Origin of the sequence: Streptomyces erythrochromogenes (assembly GCF_036170895.1) — a bacterium.
GTDB lineage: Bacteria > Actinomycetota > Actinomycetes > Streptomycetales > Streptomycetaceae > Streptomyces > Streptomyces erythrochromogenes.
Genome location: NZ_CP108036.1, coordinates 6,875,635 through 6,894,625, shown reverse-complemented (window position 1 = coordinate 6,894,625; position 18,991 = coordinate 6,875,635). Strand labels below are relative to the sequence as shown.

Genomic DNA, 18,991 nt, shown 5'->3' with positions numbered 1-18,991 from the left:
CGGGTGCTGCCCGCATCACCGTCCTCAACGGACGGCGGGGAGCTCCTCGCGCTGCGGCCAGCCGGCGCCCGTGCCGTGGTCGAGCGACTGCGCGGTGGCCGTGGCGGCCGCCGCCGGGGCGACCGGCGTGGCGTGCGGGGCGCACGTCACGTCCTTGGCGTCGACCTTGCCGGTGAGCAGGTAGGTGTCCACCCGCGTGTTGACGCAGCTGTTCACCAGGCTGGTGACACCGTGCGAGCCGGCGTTCTTCTCGGTGATCAGGCGCGAGCCGGCGAGCCGGCGGTGCAGCTCGACGGCGCCCTTGTACGGGGTGGCGGCGTCCCGCTCGGACTGGACGATCAGGACCGGCGGCAGGCCGCGCTCGGCACCGACCTCGATCGGGGTGCTCTGCTTGGACCTCCAGGTCGCGCACGGCAGGTTCATCCACGCGTTCGACCAGGTGAGGAACGGGTACTTCTCGTGCAGCTTGGTGTTGTCCCGGTCCCACCTGGTCCAGCTGGTGGGCCACTTCGCGTCGGCGCACTCGACGGCGGTGTAGACGGCGTTGCTGTTCTCCGACGCCGCGTTGCCCTTGGTGTCCGACATGTCCGGGGCGATGGCGTCGATGAGCGCCTGCTCGTCGCCGGCCGCCCAGGCCGCGAAGGTCTGGGCGACGGGCACCCAGGACGAGTCGTAGTACGGGGCGCTCTGGAAGAAGCCGATGAGCTCGGCCGGGCCGACGATCCCGCCGAGCGGGTCGGCCTTGGCCTTGCCGCGCAGCTCCTGCCACTTGGCGTCGACCTTCGCGCGGGTGTCGCCGAGGTGGAAGACGGCGTCGTTCTTGGCGACCCAGTCCTGCCAGTCGTTCCAGCGCATCTGGAAGGCGACGTCCTGGCCGAGGTTGGCCTCGTACCAGATGTTGTCCTGCGACGGGTCCACCACGCTGTCGACGATCATGCGGCGCACGTGGGTCGGGAAGAGGGTCGCGTAGACCCCGCCCAGGTAGGTGCCGTAGGAGACGCCGAGGTAGTTCAGCTTCCGCTCGCCGAGGGCGGAACGGACGACGTCGAGGTCGCGGGCGGTGTTCGGCGTGGTCATGTGCGGCAGCATCTCGCCGCTGCGCTCCTTGCAGCCGTCCGCGTACTCGGCGGCGAGCTTGCGCTGGGCGCGCTTGTCGGCCTCGGTGTCGGGGACCGGGTCGGCCTTGGGGGCCTTCACGAACTCCTGCGGGTCGATGCAGGAGATGGGCGCGGAATGGCCGACACCGCGCGGGTCGAAGCCCACGAAGTCGTAGGCCTTGGAGGCGTTGACCCACAGCGGGCTCTTGGTGGTGACGCGGCGCGGGAAGCGCATGCCGGAACCGCCGGGGCCGCCGGGGTTGTAGACGAGGGCGCCCTGGCGCTCCTCCCTGGTTCCCGTGCTCCCGATCCGGTCGACGGCGATGTCGATGGTCTTGCCGTACGGCTTCGCGTAGTCGAGCGGCACCTTCACCCAGCCGCACTGGATGGGCTTCTCCAGGCCCCAGTCCGCGGGGCAGTCCTTCCAGTCGATGCCGGTACGGGCGGCGCGGGCGGCGGCGATCTGCACGCCCAGCGCCTCCGGGAGCCGGAAGTCCTGGTCGGCCGGGGCCGCGGCGGCCGGCGGGGCGAGCAGCAGGCTCGCGGTCAGCGCGCCGGTGATCAGTGTGGCGGCGCTCCCCAGCGCCGCGTTGCGTATCACGTGGTTGTTCCCCCTGCGTCAAATGCCGCCGTGGGCAGCCGGGTTGGCCGCTGCGGTCGTCGGCGTGCAGGGGGATCCTGTCGCCTGGCCCCGTCCCGGCGACAGGGCGCCGTCGACTTCTTTGCCAAGCCGATAACCGGACAGCCGAGTACCGCTGAGCGGTGCCCGATTCGTCCGGCGTTCAGCGGTGGTAGGCGTGGCAGGCCGCGTCGAGGACCTCGCGCAGCCGGAGGGCGTCCCCGGCCAGGGCCGTCACGAGGACGGCCGGTCCGGCCAGCGGTGTCGCGACGGCGCACTCCCCCAGCACCGCGGCCGGCGGCGGGTCCTGCGCGAAGGCCGGGTCCACGACGAGGAGCTGGCCGACGGCCCGGTGTCCGGCCAGGCCGGCCGGGCCGTCCCAGCCGCCGGGAGCGCCGGGCCCGCAGGCGAGCTCCTGGTCCAGCAGCGGCCGGCCGCCGCGGGTGACGGTGAGGCGGCTGCGCAGCAGACCGGGCTGCTCCCCGTGGCGTCCCAGCACCTGTTCCTCGCGCAGCAGCAGGCGTGCGGTGGGGGCCAGCCGGACCCGGGTGCGCACCCGCAGGTCGCTGCCGCGGACCGAGACGAGCTGCTCCGGGAGCCATCGCACCGAGGCGCCGTCCTCCAGGTCCAGCTCCACGTCGTAGCGCGCGGGCTCGCCCGCCCGGCCGGGCAGGGCCAGGGTGGCGGCCGCGGATGCCAGGGCCAGCCGGGCCCCGGGTCCTGCGGTGGCGCGGACGGTGAGGTGGTCGCCGCCGAGCGGGGCGCTCATCGCGCCGACGAGCACGACCCCGGCCTCGGCCTCCCGGCCGCGAGTGCGGCGCAGGGCGAGCGGGCCCTCCCCGGCCAGCAGGGGCAGCGCGGTCCCGCCCCGTCCGTCGGCCACGGCGTGGATGCGGGCGGTGGCCCGCACTCCGTTGGCGGGCGGGGGGACGGGCGGCGCGGTGGTCACCGTACGGTCCAGGCGGCGATCCGCTCGCGGACCCAGGCGGCGACCGGGGCCACGCCCTCGGGGCCGCGCAGCGACTGGAAGGCGACGGGCAGGTCGCCGCGCTGCTCAGCGGCGTCGCGGGCCATCCGGCCGAGGTCGGAGCCGACGTGCGGGGCGAGGTCGGTCTTGTTGACGATGAGGAGGTCGGCGGTGGTGACGCCGGGCCCGCCCTTGCGCGGGATGTCGTCGCCGCCGGCCACGTCGATGACGAAGATCTGGGCGTCGACCAGGCCCCGGGAGAAGGTGGCGGTGAGGTTGTCCCCGCCGGACTCGACGAGGACCAGGTCGAGCGGGGCGTGCTCGCGGAAGGCCTCCTCCAGTTCTTCGACGGCCTCCAGGTTGGCGGAGATGTCGTCGCGGATGGCGGTGTGCGGGCAGGCCCCGGTCTCGACGGCGGTGATCCGCTCCGGCGGCAGGACCGCCTCGCGGAGCAGGAACTCGGCGTCCTCGCGGGTGTAGATGTCGTTGGTGACCACCGCCATGGACAGTTCGGTGCGCAGGGCGCGGCACAGGGCGGCGACGGTGGCGGTCTTGCCGGAGCCGACGGGTCCGCCGAGTCCGATGCGCAGGGCGCGCCGGCTGCCGTCGGCGCGCAGCGGTTCGGCGCTGTGGGTGTGCCGGTGGGTGTGGGCGACGGCGTGGTCGAGGTGCATGCGGGTGCTCCCGGGGTCGAAGGGGTGCGGCGGTGTGGTCAGGAGGCGAACAGGCGGACCGGCCAGTCGGCATGGAGCTCCGCCGCGATCTCCAGCAGGGGCGAGGAGGCCGCGGGCAGGGCCTCGACCCCGTCCAGCAGGGCCCGGTGGGCGGCCTCGGCGGCGCGGGCCGCGACGTCGTCGAGCTCGGGGGCGAGCCGGGCCAGCACCCCGCTCGCCTCGAAGGGGTCCAGGCCCAGCAGCCGCACGGTGGCGGTCGCCGGTCCGCCGACGCTCTCGTACGCCGCCACGTGCGCGGCGTCGAGCGGCCCGAGCCCGGCTGCCCGGGCGGTGAGGCCGAGCACCACGGGCTGGTGGGCGCCGCGCGGGAACGCGGCGGCCAGCCGCTCCAGTCCGGGGTCGGGCCAGGTGGCCCGTGCGGCCCGCATCAGCTGGCGGCCCAGCCGCCGCGCCGCGGTGCGCAGCGCGGGCGACGGGGTGCGGGCGTCGGCCGCGGCGTCGAGCACGGCCGGGTCGAGCCCGGCGGCGGCCGCCGCCGCGAGGGCCGCCGCGGTGAGCCCGGCGGTGTGCAGCCGGCCCCGGCAGAAGTCCTCCAGGGTGGCGGCGTCGTGGATCCGGCCCGCCTTGCAGGCGGCCTCGGCCCCGCCGGAGTGGGCGTGGCCGCCGGCGGGGAACCGGCCGTCCGCGAGGACGAGCAGCGCGGCGAGGCTCATGTGGCGGGGCCCATCAGAAGAGGAAGTAGCGCTGGGCCATGGGCAGTTCCGCGGCGGGCGCCGGTTCGACCGCTTCGCCGTCGATGGTGACGGTGAAGGTGTCGGCGTCGACCTCGACCCGCGGCATGGCGTCGTTGTTGCGCATGTCCGCCTTGGTCACCTTCCGCGTGCTCTCTATGGCGGTGAACCGCTTGCCGAGTCCCAGCCGTTCGGGCAGGCCGTCGTCGAGCGCCGCCTGTGCGGTGAAGTTCAGCGAGTTCAGGCCGGGCGCGCGGCCGTGGCTGCCGAACATCGGCCGGGGCAGGACGGGCTGCGGGGTGGGGATGGAGGCGTTGGCGTCGCCCATCTGCGCGTAGGCGATCTGGCCGCCCTTGATGACGAGCTCGGGCTTGACCCCGAAGAAGGCGGGGTTCCACAGCACCAGGTCGGCGAGTTTCCCGGTCTCGACGGAGCCGACGTCGCGGGCGATGCCCTGGGCCACGGCGGGGTTGATCGTGTACTTGGCGACGTAGCGGCGGGCCCGGTGGTTGTCGGCGGGTCCGTCGCCGGGGAGGAAGCCGCGGCGCCGCTTCATCACGTGGGCGGTCTGCCAGGTGCGCAGCACGACCTCGCCGACGCGGCCCATGGCCTGGGAGTCGGAGGAGATGATGGAGATGGCGCCGAGGTCGTGCAGGACGTCCTCGGCGGCGATCGTCGAGGGTCTGATGCGGGACTCGGCGAAGGCGAGGTCCTCGGGGACTGCGGGGTTGAGGTGGTGGCAGACCATCAGCATGTCGAGGTGTTCCTCGACGGTGTTGACGGTGTGCGGCCGGGTGGGATTGGTGGAGCTGGGCAGGATGTTCGGCTCGGAGACCACGGTGATGATGTCGGGTGCGTGCCCGCCGCCCGCGCCCTCGGTGTGGTACGAGTGGATGGTCCGCCCGGCGATGGCGGCGAGGGTGTCGGCGACGAACCCTGCCTCGTTGAGGGTGTCGGTGTGGATGGCGACCTGGGCGCCGGTCTCGTCGCAGACGCTCAGGCAGGCGTCGATGGCGGCGGGGGTGGCCCCCCAGTCCTCGTGGATCTTGAATCCGAGGGCTCCGCCGCGCAGCTGGGAGTGCATGGCCTCGCGGGAGGTGGTGTTGCCCTTGCCGAGGAGGCCGATGTTGACCGGGTAGGCCTCCAGCGCCGCGAACATCCGGGCCAGGTGCCAGGGTCCGGGGGTGACGGTGGTGGCCTTGGTGCCCTCGGCCGGTCCGGTGCCTCCACCGACCAGGGTGGTGATCCCGGAGGCGAGGGCCTCGTCGATGACCGTCGGGGAGATGAAGTGCACGTGGGCGTCGATCGCGCCGGCGGTGACGATCTTCCCGTTGCCCGCGATGATCTCGGTCTCGGGGCCGATGACCAGCGCGGGATCGACGCCGTCCATGGTGTCGGGGTTGCCGGCCTTGCCGATGCCGCAGATCCGGCCGTCGCGGATGCCGAGGTCGGCCTTGACGATGCCCCAGTGGTCGAGGACCACGACTCCGGTGATCACGGTGTCGGGTGCGCCCTCGGCCCGGGTGGTGCGGGCCTGGCCCATGGATTCGCGGATGACCTTGCCGCCGCCGAAGACGGCTTCGTCGCCGGACCGGCCGGGGCCGCCGCCGAGGTCCTGCTCGATCTCGACGAAGAGGTCGGTGTCGGCGAGCCGGATCCGGTCACCGGTGGTCGGCCCGAAGAGGTCGGCGTACACCTGGCGGGAGATCTCAGCCATCCAGCGGCCCTCCGGTCTCCCCGCGCAGTCCGGGTACGGTCCGCGAGCCCGCCAGCGGGACCAGTTCCACCGCTGCCGGGATGCCCGGCTCGAAGCGGACGGCCGTGCCGGCGGCGATGTTGAGCCGGAGCCCGCGGGCCGCGGCGCGGTCGAAGTCGAGGCCGGGGTTGGCCTCGGCGAAGTGGTAGTGGGAGCCGACCTGGACGGGCCGGTCGGCGGAGTTGAGCACGGTGAGACGGGTGACGGGGCGGCCCTCGTTGAGGAGTACCGGGCCCTCCCCGAAGGCGATTTCGCCGGGGATCATGCGGGGTACTCCTTGTCAGACGATGGGGTCGTGGACCGTGACGAGTTTGGTGCCGTCCGGGAAGGTCGCCTCGACCTGCACGTCGTGGATCATCTCGGGGATCCCCTCCATGACGTCCGCGCGGCTCAGGACGGTGCGGCCGGAGGCCATGAGCTCGGCCACGGTCCGGCCGTCGCGGGCCCCTTCGAGGATGTGGGAGGTGATCAGCGCCACCGCCTCGGGATGGTTGAGGCGCACTCCTCGCGCCCTCCGCTTCGCGGCCACGTCCGCGGCCACGTGGATGAGCAGTCGCTCCTGTTCGTGCGGTGTCAGTTGCACTCGTATCACCAAGCTTCCGGGACAAGATCGACTTCGTGCCGAGGTGACCTTAGCGGCGTTCAACACTCTGTTGACCTGCGCATTTCCGACCCAAGCGTCTCTTGCCCAACGCAGAGGAAGGCTTTCCGTACCGCCCACCGCAGCATTACCGGCTCATGGGTGATCATTGGTGGTCGCACGTGACCGCCACGCTAAGGGCCGCTCTTTTCCGCAGAGTTAACCCACGTTTCGGGAAGGCACCCGGTTCGGGTCCGCCACCCCTCGGCCGCGACTTCCGTATACGGAAACACCGGGGGCCCGAGGGGGGCCGCCCGGCGTTCACGGGTCGTTCGGCAGTGCGTCGGGCGGTCAGCAGCTCCCGGCGGCCGCGGCCGGCGCACCCGCGGTCCAGGGCAGCGCGATCCAGACCGTCTTGCCGCCGTCCTCGGTGGGGGTGACCGAGAGCCGGCCGCCCGCCTCCACGGCGAGCCAGCGGATGATGACCATCCCGCGGCCGTTGTCCTGCTGGACGGCGGCCGGAAGCCGCCTGGGCCAGCGCGGGTGGCTGTCGGTCACCCCGACCCGCAACCACTCCTCGCGCTCCAGGCGGATGTCGACGGTGAAGGTGGGCGACTGGCCGAAGGTGTGTTGCACGGCATTGGTGGCGAGCTCGGAAACGATCAGCCGGACGCTGTCCGCGGTCTCGGCGTCAGCGGGCAGTCCCCATTCGCACAGCACCTCCGCGACGTAGCGTCGGGCAGCGGCCACCGAAGCGGGATCGCTCGGCAGAGTGACGGATGCTTCCTGGTGGTCTGCCATGGCGACGTCCCTTTCCCACCGGGACGGAAACGCCCCGGATCTGTGCTGGACGCCAGAGTGCCACCCATCGCGCCGCCGCATCGGCGTTTCCCCAAAGATCTGCATATATCTGTCGCCCGATGCGGTGAACTCTGCTACGGAAGAGCGTATTTGGACGGCAGACTGGTGCGACCTGTGCCGGTGGAAGGAGGCGGGTGTGCAGGACGGACCCGCGGTGCGCCGGCGCAAGCTCGGCGAGGAACTGCGTGCCCTGCGTGACCGGTCCGGACTCACGAGTGGCGAGGCCGCCCGGATCGTGGGATGGCACCAGTCGAAAATCAGCCGTATCGAGACGGGCCGCAGCGGCGTGAAACCGGAGGACATCCGGCTGCTCCTCGACGCCTACGGGGAGGTCGTGAGCCCGGAGCAGCGAGCCCTGCTGGAGGCCCTCTCCGCCTCGGCCGCCGGCCCCGGGCCGGGAGGCGACACCGGGCGGGGTCGCCAGTGGTGGCACGACTACCGGGGGCTGCTGCCGCAGGAGTACCGGGACTTCATCAGCCTGGAGGCGGGGGCCCGATCGGCCCGTACGGTGGAACTGTCGGTGGTGCCGGGGCTGTTGCAGACCCCCGAGTACGCGCGGGCCGTGACCCGGGCCGCGCTCGGCGGGCTGCCGGAACCGAAGGTGGACGCGCTGGTCGACGTACGGCTGGCCCGGCAGGCGGTACTGCGGGCCGATCCGCCGCTGGAGCTGAGCGCGGTGCTGGACGAGGCGGTGCTGCGCCGGCAGATCGGCGGGCCGGGGGTGATGGCGGAGCAGCTGCGGCAGCTGGTCCGGGTGGCACGGCTGCCCCAAGTGAACCTCCAGGTGCTGCCGTTCAGCGTGGGTGGCCATCTCGGCCTCACGGGACCGTTCGTCATTTTCTCATTTACGAACATCGCCGATCTGGATGTGGTGGTACTCGACCATTTGACGAGTAGCCTCTATCTGGAGCGGAAGGAAGACCTAGAGGCGTACGGCGCCGCGTTCCGCACCATCCAGGCGGCGGCGCTGCCGCCCCAGGACTCTTCGGAACTCATCGGCTCACTCGCTGACGACGCGTAGAGGAGGCACCCCCGTGTCCGCAACCCCCTTAAGCACCAGCGGACTTCTGATCAGAGCTGCGCGGTGGCGGCGGAGCAGCCGCAGCACCGGGATGAACAACTGCGTGGAAGCGGCCGTCCTCGGCGACGGCCTGCTGGCCGTCCGCGACTCCAAGCGGACGGACGGCCCGGCCGTGCTCTTCACCGGGCCGGCCTGGGACGGCTTCCTCACCTCCGTACGGACGGACGCGCACGCGTCGTCCGTCTAGCCGTTCGTGGCCCCGGCGGGCGCGGTCGCGAGGATCGTCGTGATCGCCCGATCGATCTCGTCCCCCGTGAGGTCGGCCCGGGCGGTCAGCCGCAGCCGGGAGATGCCGTCCGGCACCGACGGCGGGCGGAAGCATCCCACGGACAGACCCGCCTCGCGGCAGTCGGCGGCCCAGCGCAGTGCCGCCGAGGCCGACGGGGCCCGTACCGACACCACGGCCGCGTCCGGCCGGGCCGCGGTCAGGCCGGACGCGGTGAGCCGCCCGTACAGCCGGTCGGCCACCTCGCGGGCGCGGTCGGCGCGCTCCGGTTCGCGCCGGAGCAGGCGCAGGCTCGCCAGGGCCGCGCCCGCGGCGGCCGGGGCCAGCCCGGTGTCGAAGATGAAGGTGCGCGCCGTGTTGACCAGGTGCCTGATCACCTTGGCCGGGCCGAGCACGGCACCGCCCTGGCTGCCGAGCGACTTCGACAGGGTCAGCGTGGCGACCACGTAGGGCGCGCCGGCGAGTCCGGCGGCGTGCAGCGCGCCGCGACCGCCCTCGCCCAGTACGCCCAGGCCGTGGGCGTCGTCAACGAGCAGGGCCGCGCCCTCGTCGCGGCACGCGGCCGCGTACCCGGCGAGCGGGGCGGCGTCGCCGTCGACGGAGAACACGGAGTCGCTGACCAGCAGGGCCCGGCCCTCGTGCGCGGCGAGCGCCTTGCGCGCGGCGTCCGGGTCGGAGTGCGGGACCACCGCGGTCCCGGCGCGCGAGAGTCGGCAGCCGTCGACGATGGAGGCGTGGTTGCCCGCGTCGGAGACGACGAGCGTGCCCCAGTCGCTCAGCGCCGTGACGGCGGCGAGGTTGGCCGCGTATCCGGAGGACAGGACGAGGGCGGCCTCGAAGCCGCAGAAGGCGGCGAGCTCCCGCTCCAGTTCCGCGTGCAGTTCGGTGGTGCCGGTGACGAGACGGGAGCCGGTGGCCCCGGCACCCCAGCACTCCGCCGCCTCGCGGGCCCCGCGGATGGTCTCGGGGTGCTTGGACAGGCCGAGGTAGTCGTTGCTCGCGAGGTCCAGCAGCGGCGACACCGGCGGCCGGGGGCGCAGCGTGCGGACCAGTCCGGCCTGCTCCCGCGCGCGTTCCGCGGCGTCGATCCAGGCGAAGACGTCCGCTGGGTCGGGGGTGTGCTGGGGCATCGGCGTGTCCTCGTGTTTTGTCGGCAGTCCACAGACCTGCCCGACCCTAGTCGCCGCGACTTGTCCGCCAGGTGTGGTGATACACACACACCCATCCGGCCATGTTGTGCGATCTCTCCTTGGCCGGGATGGGTCCAGTGGGACAGGATCTGGTCCATGGACCTGCTGAACACCCTGGTGGACAAGGGGCTGCGGCGTGAGCTGCCGACCCGCGAAGAAGCACTCGCCGTACTGGCGACTTCTGACGACGAACTGCTCGACGTGGTGGCCGCGGCCGGCAAGGTGCGCCGCCAGTGGTTCGGGCGTCGGGTCAAGCTGAACTACCTGGTCAACCTGAAGTCGGGCCTGTGCCCGGAGGACTGCTCCTACTGTTCCCAGCGTCTGGGCTCGAAGGCAGAGATCCTCAAGTACACGTGGCTCAAGCCGGAGGAGGCCTCCCAGGCGGCGGCCGCGGGCGTCGCGGGCGGGGCGAAGCGGGTCTGCCTGGTGGCGAGCGGCCGCGGTCCGACGGACCGTGACGTGGAGCGCGTCGGCCGGACGATCGAGGCGATCAAGGAGCAGAACGAGGGCATCGAGGTGTGCGCCTGCCTCGGTCTGCTCTCGGACGGCCAGGCGGAGAAGCTGCGCGAGGCGGGTGCCGACGCCTACAACCACAACCTGAACACCTCCGAGGCCACCTACGGCCAGATCACCAAGACCCACACCTACGCCGACCGCGTGGACACCGTGGAGAAGGCGCACGCGGCGGGCCTGTCGGCCTGCTCCGGCCTGATCGCGGGCATGGGCGAGAGCGACGAGGACCTCGTCGACGTGGTCTTCTCGCTGCGCGAGCTGGACGCCGACTCCGTGCCGGTCAACTTCCTGATCCCCTTCGAGGGCACCCCGCTGGCCAAGGAGTGGAACCTCACCCCGCAGCGCTGCCTTCGGATCCTGGCGATGGCGCGGTTCGTCTGCCCCGACGTCGAGGTCCGGCTGGCGGGCGGGCGCGAGGTGCACCTGCGCTCGCTGCAGCCGCTGGCGCTGAACATCGTCAACTCGATCTTCCTGGGCGACTACCTCACCAGCGAGGGCCAGGCCGGCCAGGCCGACCTCGACATGATCGCGGACGCCGGTTTCGAGGTGGAGGGCGCCGGTACGACGACCCTTCCCGCGCACCGCTCCGACGTGGCGGACGCGGCCCCCGCCGGCGGCGGCTGCGGGTCCAACGGCGGCGCCTCGCTGTGCGGTTCGGGTGCGGGCTCGGCTTCGGCCGGGGACGAGGCGGCGGGCTGCGGCTCGGCATGCGGCGGCTGCTCGGGCCACGCGCACGCGCAGGCCGCTCCGGTTCCGGCGCAGCCGGCGCAGGCCGAGCCCGGTGCGCTCCGGTCGGACCTGGTGGCGGTACGCCGCCGCGGCGCAGGGACGGACATCGCGCCCAATGCCTGACCAGGCCCACTTGCGTGCGGCCGGCGCGGACCTGCTCGCGCTGGACCGGCAGCACGTCTGGCACCCGTACGGCCCGATGCCGGGGCGGCAGGAGCCGCTGGTCATCGCCTCCGCCTCGGGGGTGCGGCTGAGGCTCGCCGTCCCGTCCCAGGGCGAGGGCCACGAGGAGCTGGTCGACGGCATGTCCTCCTGGTGGTCGGCCATCCACGGCTACAACCACCCGGTGCTCAACGAGGCCGTGACCGCGCAGCTAGGGCGGATGTCGCACGTGATGTTCGGCGGGCTCACCCATGAGCCCGCCGTCCGGCTCGCCGCGAAGCTCGTCGAGATCACCCCGCCGGGACTGGAGCACGTCTTCCTGGCCGACTCGGGTTCGGTCTCCGTCGAGGTCGCCGTCAAGATGTGCCTGCAGTACTGGCGTTCGCTGGGGCGCACCGGCAAGACCAGGCTGCTGACCTGGCGCGGCGGCTACCACGGGGACACCTGGCAGCCCATGGCCGTCTGCGACCCCGAGGGCGGCATGCACGAGCTGTGGCAGGGTCACCTGCCGCGGCAGGTCTTCGCGGACGCCCCTCCCGGCGGCTTCGACACGCCGGTGGATCCCGCGTACGCCGACCACCTGCGCGGCATGATCGCCGCGCACGCGGACGAGCTGGCCGCCGTGATCGTGGAGCCGGTGGTGCAGGGCGCGGGCGGCATGCGCTTCCACCACCCCGGCTACCTGCGGGTGCTGCGTGAGCTGTGCGACGAGTACGGGGTCCTGCTGATCCTGGACGAGATCGCCACCGGCTTCGGCCGTACCGGCGCGCTCTTCGCGGCCGACCACGCGGGGATCACCCCGGACGTGATGTGCCTGGGCAAGTCGCTGACCGGTGGTTACCTCACGCTGGCGGCGACCCTGTGCACGGAGCGGGTGGCCGACGGGATCTCCCAGGGCGAGGTCCCGGTGCTCGCGCACGGGCCGACCTTCATGGGGAACCCGCTGGCCACGGCCGTGGCGCTGGCCTCCGTGGAGCTGCTGCTCGGCCAGGACTGGGCGCTCGAGGTCAAGCGGATCGAGGCGGGGCTGCGCGCGGGCCTGGCCGCCGCGGCCGGCATCCCCGGCGTGCGGGACGTACGCGTGCTCGGCGCCATCGGCGTGGTCCAGCTGGACCACGAGGTCGACGTGGCCGCGGCCACCCGGGCGGCGGTGCGCGAGGGCGTGTGGCTGAGACCGTTCCGGGACCTGCTCTACGTGATGCCGCCGTTCGTCACGGGCGACGCGGATGTGACCCGTATCTGCCGCGCGGTGTGCGCGGCGGCCCAGGAAGGCTGAGAAGGCTGAGATGTCCGTACTGATCGTGTCCGGGACGGGCACGGAGATCGGCAAGACCGTGGTCACCTCGGCCGTCGCGGCGGCAGCCGTGGCGGCCGGCCGCTCGGTGGCGGTGCTCAAGCCGGCGCAGACCGGTGTGGGCCCGCAGGAGCCGGGGGACGCGGCGGAGGTGGTGCGGCTGGCCGGTCCCTCCGTCACGGCGATGGAACTGGCCCGCTATCCGGAGCCCCTGGCCCCGGACACGGCCGCCCGTCGCGCGGGGCTGGCGACACTGGCCCCGGCGCAGATCGCGCAGGCCGCGCGGCGGCTGTCCGAGGACCACGACCTGGTCCTGGTGGAGGGTGCGGGCGGGCTGCTCGTCCAGTTCGACGAGGCGGGCCACACGCTGGCCGACGCGGCGCGTCTGCTGGACGCCCCGACCCTGATCGTCGCCCAGGCGGGTCTGGGGACCCTCAACTCCACGACCCTCACGGCGGAAGCCCTGCGGGCCCGGGGCCTGACCCCGCTCGGCGTGGTGATCGGCAGCTGGCCTCAGTCCGCGGACCTGGCGGCCCGCTGCAACCTGGCGGACCTGCCGAAGTCCTCGGAGCTGCCGCTCCTGGGCGCGGTCCCGGAGGGCTCGGGCGCCCTGTCCCCGGAGCGCTTCCGCGCCTCGGCCGCCTCCTGGCTGGCCCCGCCCCTGTGGGGCACCTGGTCGGCGGAGTCCTTCCTCACCACCTGGTCCCCACCGGCCTACGCCCCCGCCGGCGCCTGACCGCCGCACCACGCCCGGGCCCGCACCACGCCCGGGCCCGGAGCACCCCGGGCAGGCCGGCACCGCCCCAGCCCCGCCGGCGTTCGAGGCGCGGGGTCCGGGGGGAGCCCGGAGCTTTGGGGCCCCGCCGTCGCTTGGGGCGCGGAGCCCCGCTGTCCCGGCCTCGCGTTCACGCGGGGCCGGGACGTCCACCCCCGGAATTCTGCGGCCCCGCCGACGGGGCGAGCGGTTTCACCCACCGCGTCCACGCCTCCTGCGGCCCGTACCCGGCCGCATCCCACGCCGGGTGCGCCCGCTCGTTCCGGTCGAGCACCATCGCGTCTGCCCGCCGCCCGCCCAGCGCGGCGAAACGTTCCTCGGCGGCGGCCAGCAGCGCGCCGCCCATCCCCTGCCGCCGGTATTCGGGATGCACGGCGAGCCGGTAGAGGTGACAGCGCCAGCCGTCGAAGCCGGCGATCACGGTCCCGACCAGCTCACCGTCGCGGCGCGCGAGCAGCAGCGCCTGCGGGTCCCGCTCGTGGAGCCGCTCGACGCCCGCGAGGTCGTCGCTGATGCTCGTCCCCTCGGCGGCGGTCTTCCAGAAGTCCAGTACGGCACCGAGGTCGCCGGCCGAAGCCGGGCCTATGTGAAGATCACTCATGCGCGGATCCCATCATCCGGCCGCGCTCCGCCAAAAGGACGATCCGTGCGCTTTGCCCTTCCTTTACCATGTGGAGCAGATCCCTCCCGAGTGAAAGGTGTGTGAGCGTCCGCCCATGGGCGAGCCTCCCAATCCACGACATTCCACTTCGCCGCGACACCGCGCGATCCCCCTCCTCCTGGCCGATCATGGGACGGAGGTGATCGACCGATGACCGAGGTGCTCCTGCTCGTCGTGGCACTGCTGCTCTGCCTTGCCTGCGGAGTCTTCGTCGCGGCCGAGTTCTCCCTCACGACCGTCGAGCGCAGCGAACTCGAGCGGGCCGCCGAGCGCGGTGAGCGCGGTGCCGACAGCGCCCTCGCGGCCGTCCGCACCCTCACCTTCCAGCTCTCCGGCGCCCAGCTCGGCATCACCGTGACCGGCCTGGTCATCGGCATGATCTCCAAGCCCTCGATCGCCGCCCTGCTCCAGGAACCGTTCGAAGCCATGGGGCTGTCGGCGGGCGCCGCCTCCTCCACGGCCCTGGTCCTCGGAACGGCCCTGTCCACCGTCGTCCTGATGGTCGTCGGCGAACTGGTGCCGAAGAACTGGGCCATCTCCTCCCCGCTGGCGATCGCCAAGCGGGTGGCGACCTTCCAGCGGGTGTTCAGCCGGGCGTTCCGGCCTCTCATCAGCCACCTCAACACCACCGCGAACCACCTGGTGCGCCGCTTCGGCATGGAGCCGACCGAGGAGCTGGCCTCCGCGCGCACCCCGCAGGAGCTGGTCGCCCTGGCCCGGCACTCCGCCAAGCAGGGCGCGCTGGAGAAGGACACGGCCGAGCTGTTCGTCCGGACCCTGAACCTGGCCGACCTGACCGCGGAGAACGTGATGACCCCGCGCGTCCAGGTCACCGCCCTCGACGTGCAGACCACCGCCGAGGACGTGGCGAACGCGACGATGGCCACCGGCCTGTCCCGCTTCCCCGTCTACCGCGGAAGCCTCGACACCGTCGTCGGCACCGTCCACATCAAGGACGTGCTGGCGCTGCCCGCCGAGGAGCGGCGCCGCCGCCCGGTGTCGCAGCTGCTGCGCGAGCCCCTCCTCGTACCGGAGTCGCTGACCGTCGACCGGCTGCTGGACCGGCTGTCCGGCAAGCAGACCATGGCCGTGGTCATCGACGAGTACGGCGGAACGGCGGGCGTGGCGACGCTGGAGGACATCGTCGAGGAGGTCGTCGGCGAGGTGCGGGACGAGCACGATCCGCACGAGACCCCCGACCTGGCCCCGGCCGGTGCGGACGCCTCCGGCCGGCAGCTGTACTCCGCCGACGGCGCCGCGCGCACCGACCAGCTCCGGCGGATCGGGCTGCGGGTGCCGGACGGCCCGTACGAGACCCTGGCCGGCCTGATAGCGACCGAGCTGGGCCGGATCCCGGCGGTCGGCGACACTCTGCAGCTGGACGGCTGGCAGCTGGACGTGGTGGACGACATCGGGCGCCGGGCGGCGAGGGTGCTGCTGCACGCGCCCGCCGGGTCCACCGGGTCTGCGGACGGGACGGAGGACGCGCGATGACCGTGATCCAGCTGTTGATCGGCCTGGCGACCTTGGTCGTGAACGCCTTCTTCGTCGGCGCGGAGTTCGCGCTGATCTCGGTACGGCGCAGCCAGATCGAGCCGTACGCCGAGCAGGGCGACCGGCGGGCCCGCGCCGTCCTGTGGGGGCTCGAGCACGTGTCGGCGCTGATGGCCGCGGCGCAGCTCGGCATCACCTTGTGCACGCTGGTGCTGGGTGTGGTGGCCGAGCCGGCCATCGCCCATCTGCTGACCCCGCTCTTCGACCTGGTCGGGGTGCCTTCCGGGCTCACGCACGCGATCTCCTTCGTGGTGGCACTGGCCCTGGCGACGTACCTGCACATGCTCTTCGGCGAGATGCTGCCGAAGAACGTGGCGCTGTCCGAGCCGGTGCGCACGGCACTGCTGCTGGGGCCGCCGCTGGTGACGCTCACCCGGGCGCTGCGGCCGGTGATCTTCGCGATCAACGCCTTCGCCAACGCCCTGCTGCGGCTGCTGCGGGTGGAGGTCAAGGACGAGGTCGCGGCGACGTTCTCGGACGACGAGCTGGCGCGGATGGTGAAGGACTCCAGTGACGCCGGGCTCCTCGACGACCGGGCGAGCGAGCGCCTGCACGACGCCCTGGAACTGGGCCGGCGGCCGGTGACCGACGTGGTGCTGCCTGCCGAGCGGGTGATCTCGGCGCGCGAGGGCATCACACCGGCCGGGCTGGAGCGGCTGTCGGCCGAGAGCGGGTACTCCCGTTTCCCGGTGGTCGACGCGCAGCAGGGGATCCTCGGCTACCTGCACGTGAAGGACGCCCTGGACGCCGACGGGGAGTCGCGTGACGAGCCGTTCCCGGCGTCGGCGCTGCGCCCGATCGCGCAGGTACGGGCGGAGACCCCGCTGGACGACGTGCTGACCGCCATGCGGCGCAGCCGCACCCACCTGGCGGCGGTGCTCGGGGCGGAGGGCGCCATGACGGGCCTGGTGACCATGGAGGACGTGCTGCGGGAGCTGTTCGGAAGGCCGGCCTCCGCTTAGTGCACGCCGGGAGGGCGGATCCCCGGCCCTGCGGGGCCGGGGTACCGCGCGGTAACATCACTCCGCCATGGAGATGAATGCCTCTTACACCAGTTTTGTCGCGGTCGGCGACTCCTTCACCGAGGGCATGTCCGACCTCCTGCCGGACGGCTCCTACCGGGGCTGGGCCGACCTGCTCGCCGCCCGCCTCGCGGCGCGCGAGCCGAGCTTCCGCTACGCGAACCTCGCGGTCCGCGGAAAGCTCATCGGGCAGATCGCGCAGGAACAGGCCCCCGTGGCGGCCGCGATGGGCGCCGACGTGATCACCCTGGTGGGCGGGCTGAACGACACCCTGCGCCCCAAGGTGGACATGGGCCTGGTCCGGGAGCACCTGGAGACGGCCGTCGAGCTGCTCGCACCCTCCTGCAAGCAGCTCGTCCTGATGCGCTCCCCGGGGCGCAACGGACCGGTGATGGAGCGCTTCCGCCCCCGCATGGAGCAGCTCTTCGCCACCATCGACGAGCTCGCGGCCAAGCACGGCGCCCTGGTGGTGGACCTCTACGGCGCTCCCGTCCTCGCGGACCCCCGGATGTGGGACGTCGACCGGCTGCACCTGACGGCCGAGGGCCACCGCCGGGTGGCCGAGGCCGTCTGGCAGACCCTGGGCCTGCCCGCCGAGCTGGACTGGCGCACCGAACTGCCCCTCGCCGAGCCGCCCGGCTGGGCGGTACGCCGGACCCAGGACCTGAGCTTCGCCCGGCAGCACCTGCTCCCCTGGATCGGCCGCCGCCTGACGGGCCGCTCCTCGGGAGACGGCCGCCCGGCCAAGCGGCCCGAGCTGCAGCCCTACGGGGACGCGCCGCTCTCGTAGCAAGGCACAATCACGAGCGGTGGCCCGACCTGCGTAAACACACAGCTCGGGCCCAAGTAGAATCCCTACACGTGACTGCCAAGCCCCGCATCCCCAATGTCCTGGCCGGCCGCTACGCCTCCGCGGAGCTCGCCGTCCTGTGGTCCCCCGAGTACAAGGTGACGCTGGAGCGGCGGCTGTGGCTCGCCGTGCTGCGCGCCCAGAAGGACCTCGGTATCGAGGTCCCGGACGCGGCCCTCGCCGACTACGAGCGCGTCCTGGAAAACGTGGACCTCGCCTCCATCGCCGAGCGCGAGAAGGTCACCCGGCACGACGTGAAGGCCCGGATCGAGGAGTTCAACGACCTCGCCGGCCACGAGCACGTCCACAAGGGCATGACCTCCCGCGACCTGACCGAGAACGTCGAGCAGCTCCAGATCCGCCTCTCGCTGGAGCTGGCCCGCGACCGTACGGTCGCCGTGCTCGCCCGCCTCGGCAAGCTGGCCGGCGAGCACGCCGAGCTGGTCATGGCCGGCCGCTCCCACAACGTGGCCGCGCAGGCGACCACCCTGGGCAAGCGGTTCGCGACCGCGGCCGACGAGCTGCTGGTGGCCTACGACCGCCTGGAGAACCTCCTCGCGCGTTACCCGCTGCGCGGCATCAAGGGCCCCGTCGGCACCGCCCAGGACATGCTCGACCTCCTCGGCGGCGACGCCGCCAAGCTCGCCGACCTCGAGCAGCGCATCGCCTCCCACCTCGGCTTCGCGCACGCCTTCACCTCGGTCGGCCAGGTCTACCCGCGCTCCCTCGACTACGACGTGGTCACCGCCCTGGTCCAGCTGGCCGCCGCGCCGTCCTCCATCGCGAAGACGATCCGCCTGATGGCCGGCCACGAGCTGGTCACCGAGGGCTTCAAGCCCGGCCAGGTCGGGTCCTCCGCGATGCCGCACAAGATGAACACCCGCTCCTGCGAGCGCGTGAACGGCCTGATGGTCATCCTGCGGGGCTACGCCTCGATGACCGGCGAGCTGGCCGGCGACCAGTGGAACGAGGGCGACGTCTCCTGCTCCGTGGTCCGCCGCGTGGCACTGCCGGACGCCTTCTTCGCCTTCGACGGCCTGCTGGAGACCTTCCTGACGGTCCTCGACGAGTTCGGCGCCTTCCCCGCGGTCGTCGCCCGCGAGCTGGACCGCTACCTGCCCTTCCTCGCGACCACCAAGGTCCTGATGGGCGCGGTGCGTGCCGGCGTGGGCCGCGAGGCCGCCCACGAGGTCATCAAGGAGCACGCCGTGGCCTCCGCGCTCGCCATGCGCGAGCAGGGCGCCGAGCGCAACGAGCTGCTGGACAAGCTGGCCGCCGACGAGCGGATGCCGCTGGACCGCGCCCAGCTCGACGCGCTGATGGCCGACAAGCTGTCCTTCACCGGCGCCGCCGGCGACCAGGTGTCGACGGTCGTCTCGCGCATCGAGGCGATCGCCAAGCAGCACCCGGAGGCCGCCGGGTACGCGCCGGGGTCGATCCTCTGACCCCCGAAGAGCTGAACGCCGCCCGCGACCGCGTCCTCCCGGACGTGGTCGCGGGCGGTCTGCGTGTGCTGTTCTGCGGCATCAACCCCGGTCTCCTCTCCGCCGCGACGGGCCACCACTTCGCCCGCCCCGGCAACCGCTTCTGGCCGGTCCTGCTTCTCTGCACTTCACCGGTTCGAGTGAGTCGACCATAGGGTCACCAGG

19 protein-coding genes and 1 pseudogene are annotated in these 18,991 nt (G+C 72.9%); 10 read left to right on the top strand and 10 right to left on the bottom strand.

Annotated features, from left to right (window positions below):
- Positions 1–24 precede the first annotated feature (24 nt).
- The 8 genes from OHA91_RS31650 to OHA91_RS31615 form a co-directional block, all read right to left on the bottom strand.
- Positions 25–1,698 carry an alpha/beta hydrolase gene (locus OHA91_RS31650; RefSeq protein WP_328740472.1) on the bottom strand — a complete coding sequence of 558 codons (1,674 nt, stop codon included), beginning with the start codon at positions 1,696–1,698 and terminating at the stop codon, positions 25–27.
- Positions 1,699–1,879: 181 nt separating this feature from the next.
- Complete coding sequence (locus OHA91_RS31645; RefSeq protein ID WP_051893099.1) at positions 1,880–2,665, bottom strand: urease accessory protein UreD; 786 nt, start codon at positions 2,663–2,665, stop codon at positions 1,880–1,882.
- On the bottom strand, positions 2,662–3,357 hold the full coding sequence (gene ureG / locus OHA91_RS31640) for an urease accessory protein UreG (RefSeq protein ID WP_031150041.1): 696 nt from the start codon (positions 3,355–3,357) through the stop codon (positions 2,662–2,664). The genes OHA91_RS31645 and ureG overlap by 4 nt, the downstream gene beginning before the upstream one ends.
- 38 nt (positions 3,358–3,395) lie before the next feature.
- Positions 3,396–4,070: an urease accessory protein UreF gene (locus OHA91_RS31635; protein ID WP_031150039.1), complete on the bottom strand. Its 675-nt coding sequence runs from the start codon at positions 4,068–4,070 to the stop codon at positions 3,396–3,398.
- A gap of 13 nt (positions 4,071–4,083) precedes the next feature.
- Positions 4,084–5,805 (bottom strand): urease subunit alpha, encoded by a 1,722-nt coding sequence (locus OHA91_RS31630; protein ID WP_031150037.1) that lies wholly within the window; start codon positions 5,803–5,805, stop codon positions 4,084–4,086.
- Positions 5,798–6,109 carry an urease subunit beta gene (locus OHA91_RS31625; RefSeq protein ID WP_031150035.1) on the bottom strand — a complete coding sequence of 104 codons (312 nt, stop codon included), beginning with the start codon at positions 6,107–6,109 and terminating at the stop codon, positions 5,798–5,800. Before OHA91_RS31625 ends, OHA91_RS31630 begins: the two co-directional genes overlap by 8 nt.
- 15 nt (positions 6,110–6,124) lie before the next feature.
- Positions 6,125–6,427, bottom strand: coding sequence for an urease subunit gamma (locus OHA91_RS31620; RefSeq protein WP_031150033.1), 303 nt, complete (start codon positions 6,425–6,427; stop codon positions 6,125–6,127).
- Positions 6,428–6,775: 348 nt separating this feature from the next.
- On the bottom strand, positions 6,776–7,225 hold the full coding sequence (locus tag OHA91_RS31615) for an ATP-binding protein (protein WP_266503348.1): 450 nt from the start codon (positions 7,223–7,225) through the stop codon (positions 6,776–6,778).
- A 196-nt stretch (positions 7,226–7,421) separates the two neighbouring features.
- Between OHA91_RS31615 and OHA91_RS31610 the strand changes: the two genes are divergently transcribed.
- Together OHA91_RS31610 and OHA91_RS31605 are read left to right on the top strand one after the other, a co-directional pair.
- A complete protein-coding gene (locus OHA91_RS31610; protein ID WP_328740470.1) occupies positions 7,422–8,306 on the top strand; it encodes a helix-turn-helix domain-containing protein in 885 nt (294 codons plus the stop codon).
- A 13-nt stretch (positions 8,307–8,319) separates the two neighbouring features.
- Complete coding sequence (locus OHA91_RS31605; RefSeq protein ID WP_031150027.1) at positions 8,320–8,553, top strand: DUF397 domain-containing protein; 234 nt, start codon at positions 8,320–8,322, stop codon at positions 8,551–8,553.
- Here the strand turns inward: OHA91_RS31605 and OHA91_RS31600 are convergent.
- The gene (locus OHA91_RS31600; protein ID WP_328740469.1) at positions 8,550–9,722 is read right to left on the bottom strand and encodes an 8-amino-7-oxononanoate synthase; all 1,173 of its coding nucleotides are present in this window, start codon (positions 9,720–9,722) and stop codon (positions 8,550–8,552) included. The genes OHA91_RS31605 and OHA91_RS31600 overlap by 4 nt on opposite strands.
- A gap of 156 nt (positions 9,723–9,878) precedes the next feature.
- Here OHA91_RS31600 and bioB point away from each other — a divergent pair, with 156 nt between their 5' ends.
- Genes bioB through bioD form a run of 3 tightly spaced genes read left to right on the top strand, consistent with a single transcriptional unit; the run spans position 9,879 to position 13,216 of the window.
- A complete protein-coding gene (gene bioB / locus OHA91_RS31595) occupies positions 9,879–11,147 on the top strand; it encodes a biotin synthase BioB (RefSeq protein WP_328740468.1) in 1,269 nt (422 codons plus the stop codon).
- Positions 11,140–12,462, top strand: a complete 1,323-nt coding sequence (locus OHA91_RS31590) for an adenosylmethionine--8-amino-7-oxononanoate transaminase (protein ID WP_266503342.1) — start codon at positions 11,140–11,142, stop codon at positions 12,460–12,462. The genes bioB and OHA91_RS31590 overlap by 8 nt, the downstream gene beginning before the upstream one ends.
- A 10-nt stretch (positions 12,463–12,472) precedes the next feature.
- The gene (bioD, locus tag OHA91_RS31585) at positions 12,473–13,216 is read left to right on the top strand and encodes a dethiobiotin synthase (RefSeq protein ID WP_266503340.1); all 744 of its coding nucleotides are present in this window, start codon (positions 12,473–12,475) and stop codon (positions 13,214–13,216) included.
- A 169-nt stretch (positions 13,217–13,385) separates the two neighbouring features.
- Here bioD and OHA91_RS31580 read toward each other — a convergent pair whose 3' ends face one another.
- A complete protein-coding gene (locus OHA91_RS31580; protein ID WP_328740467.1) occupies positions 13,386–13,856 on the bottom strand; it encodes a GNAT family N-acetyltransferase in 471 nt (156 codons plus the stop codon).
- 210 nt (positions 13,857–14,066) lie between these two features.
- On the opposite strand from OHA91_RS31580, the gene OHA91_RS31575 reads away from it, so the two are divergent.
- From OHA91_RS31575 to OHA91_RS31555, 5 genes and pseudogenes are all read left to right on the top strand, one after another.
- Positions 14,067–15,410 carry a hemolysin family protein gene (locus OHA91_RS31575; RefSeq protein WP_328740466.1) on the top strand — a complete coding sequence of 448 codons (1,344 nt, stop codon included), beginning with the start codon at positions 14,067–14,069 and terminating at the stop codon, positions 15,408–15,410.
- Positions 15,407–16,432 (top strand): hemolysin family protein, encoded by a 1,026-nt coding sequence (locus OHA91_RS31570; protein WP_031150011.1) that lies wholly within the window; start codon positions 15,407–15,409, stop codon positions 16,430–16,432. The genes OHA91_RS31575 and OHA91_RS31570 overlap by 4 nt, the downstream gene beginning before the upstream one ends.
- A 67-nt stretch (positions 16,433–16,499) precedes the next feature.
- Positions 16,500–17,282, top strand: coding sequence for an SGNH/GDSL hydrolase family protein (locus tag OHA91_RS31565; RefSeq protein ID WP_266503336.1), 783 nt, complete (start codon positions 16,500–16,502; stop codon positions 17,280–17,282).
- Between the two features lie 71 nt (positions 17,283–17,353).
- Positions 17,354–18,787: an adenylosuccinate lyase gene (purB, locus tag OHA91_RS31560; protein WP_031150007.1), complete on the top strand. Its 1,434-nt coding sequence runs from the start codon at positions 17,354–17,356 to the stop codon at positions 18,785–18,787.
- A pseudogene (locus OHA91_RS31555) lies at positions 18,784–18,948 on the top strand (uracil-DNA glycosylase family protein); the annotation flags it as partial. The gene purB and the pseudogene OHA91_RS31555, both read left to right, overlap by 4 nt.
- Positions 18,949–18,991: the final 43 nt, after the last annotated feature.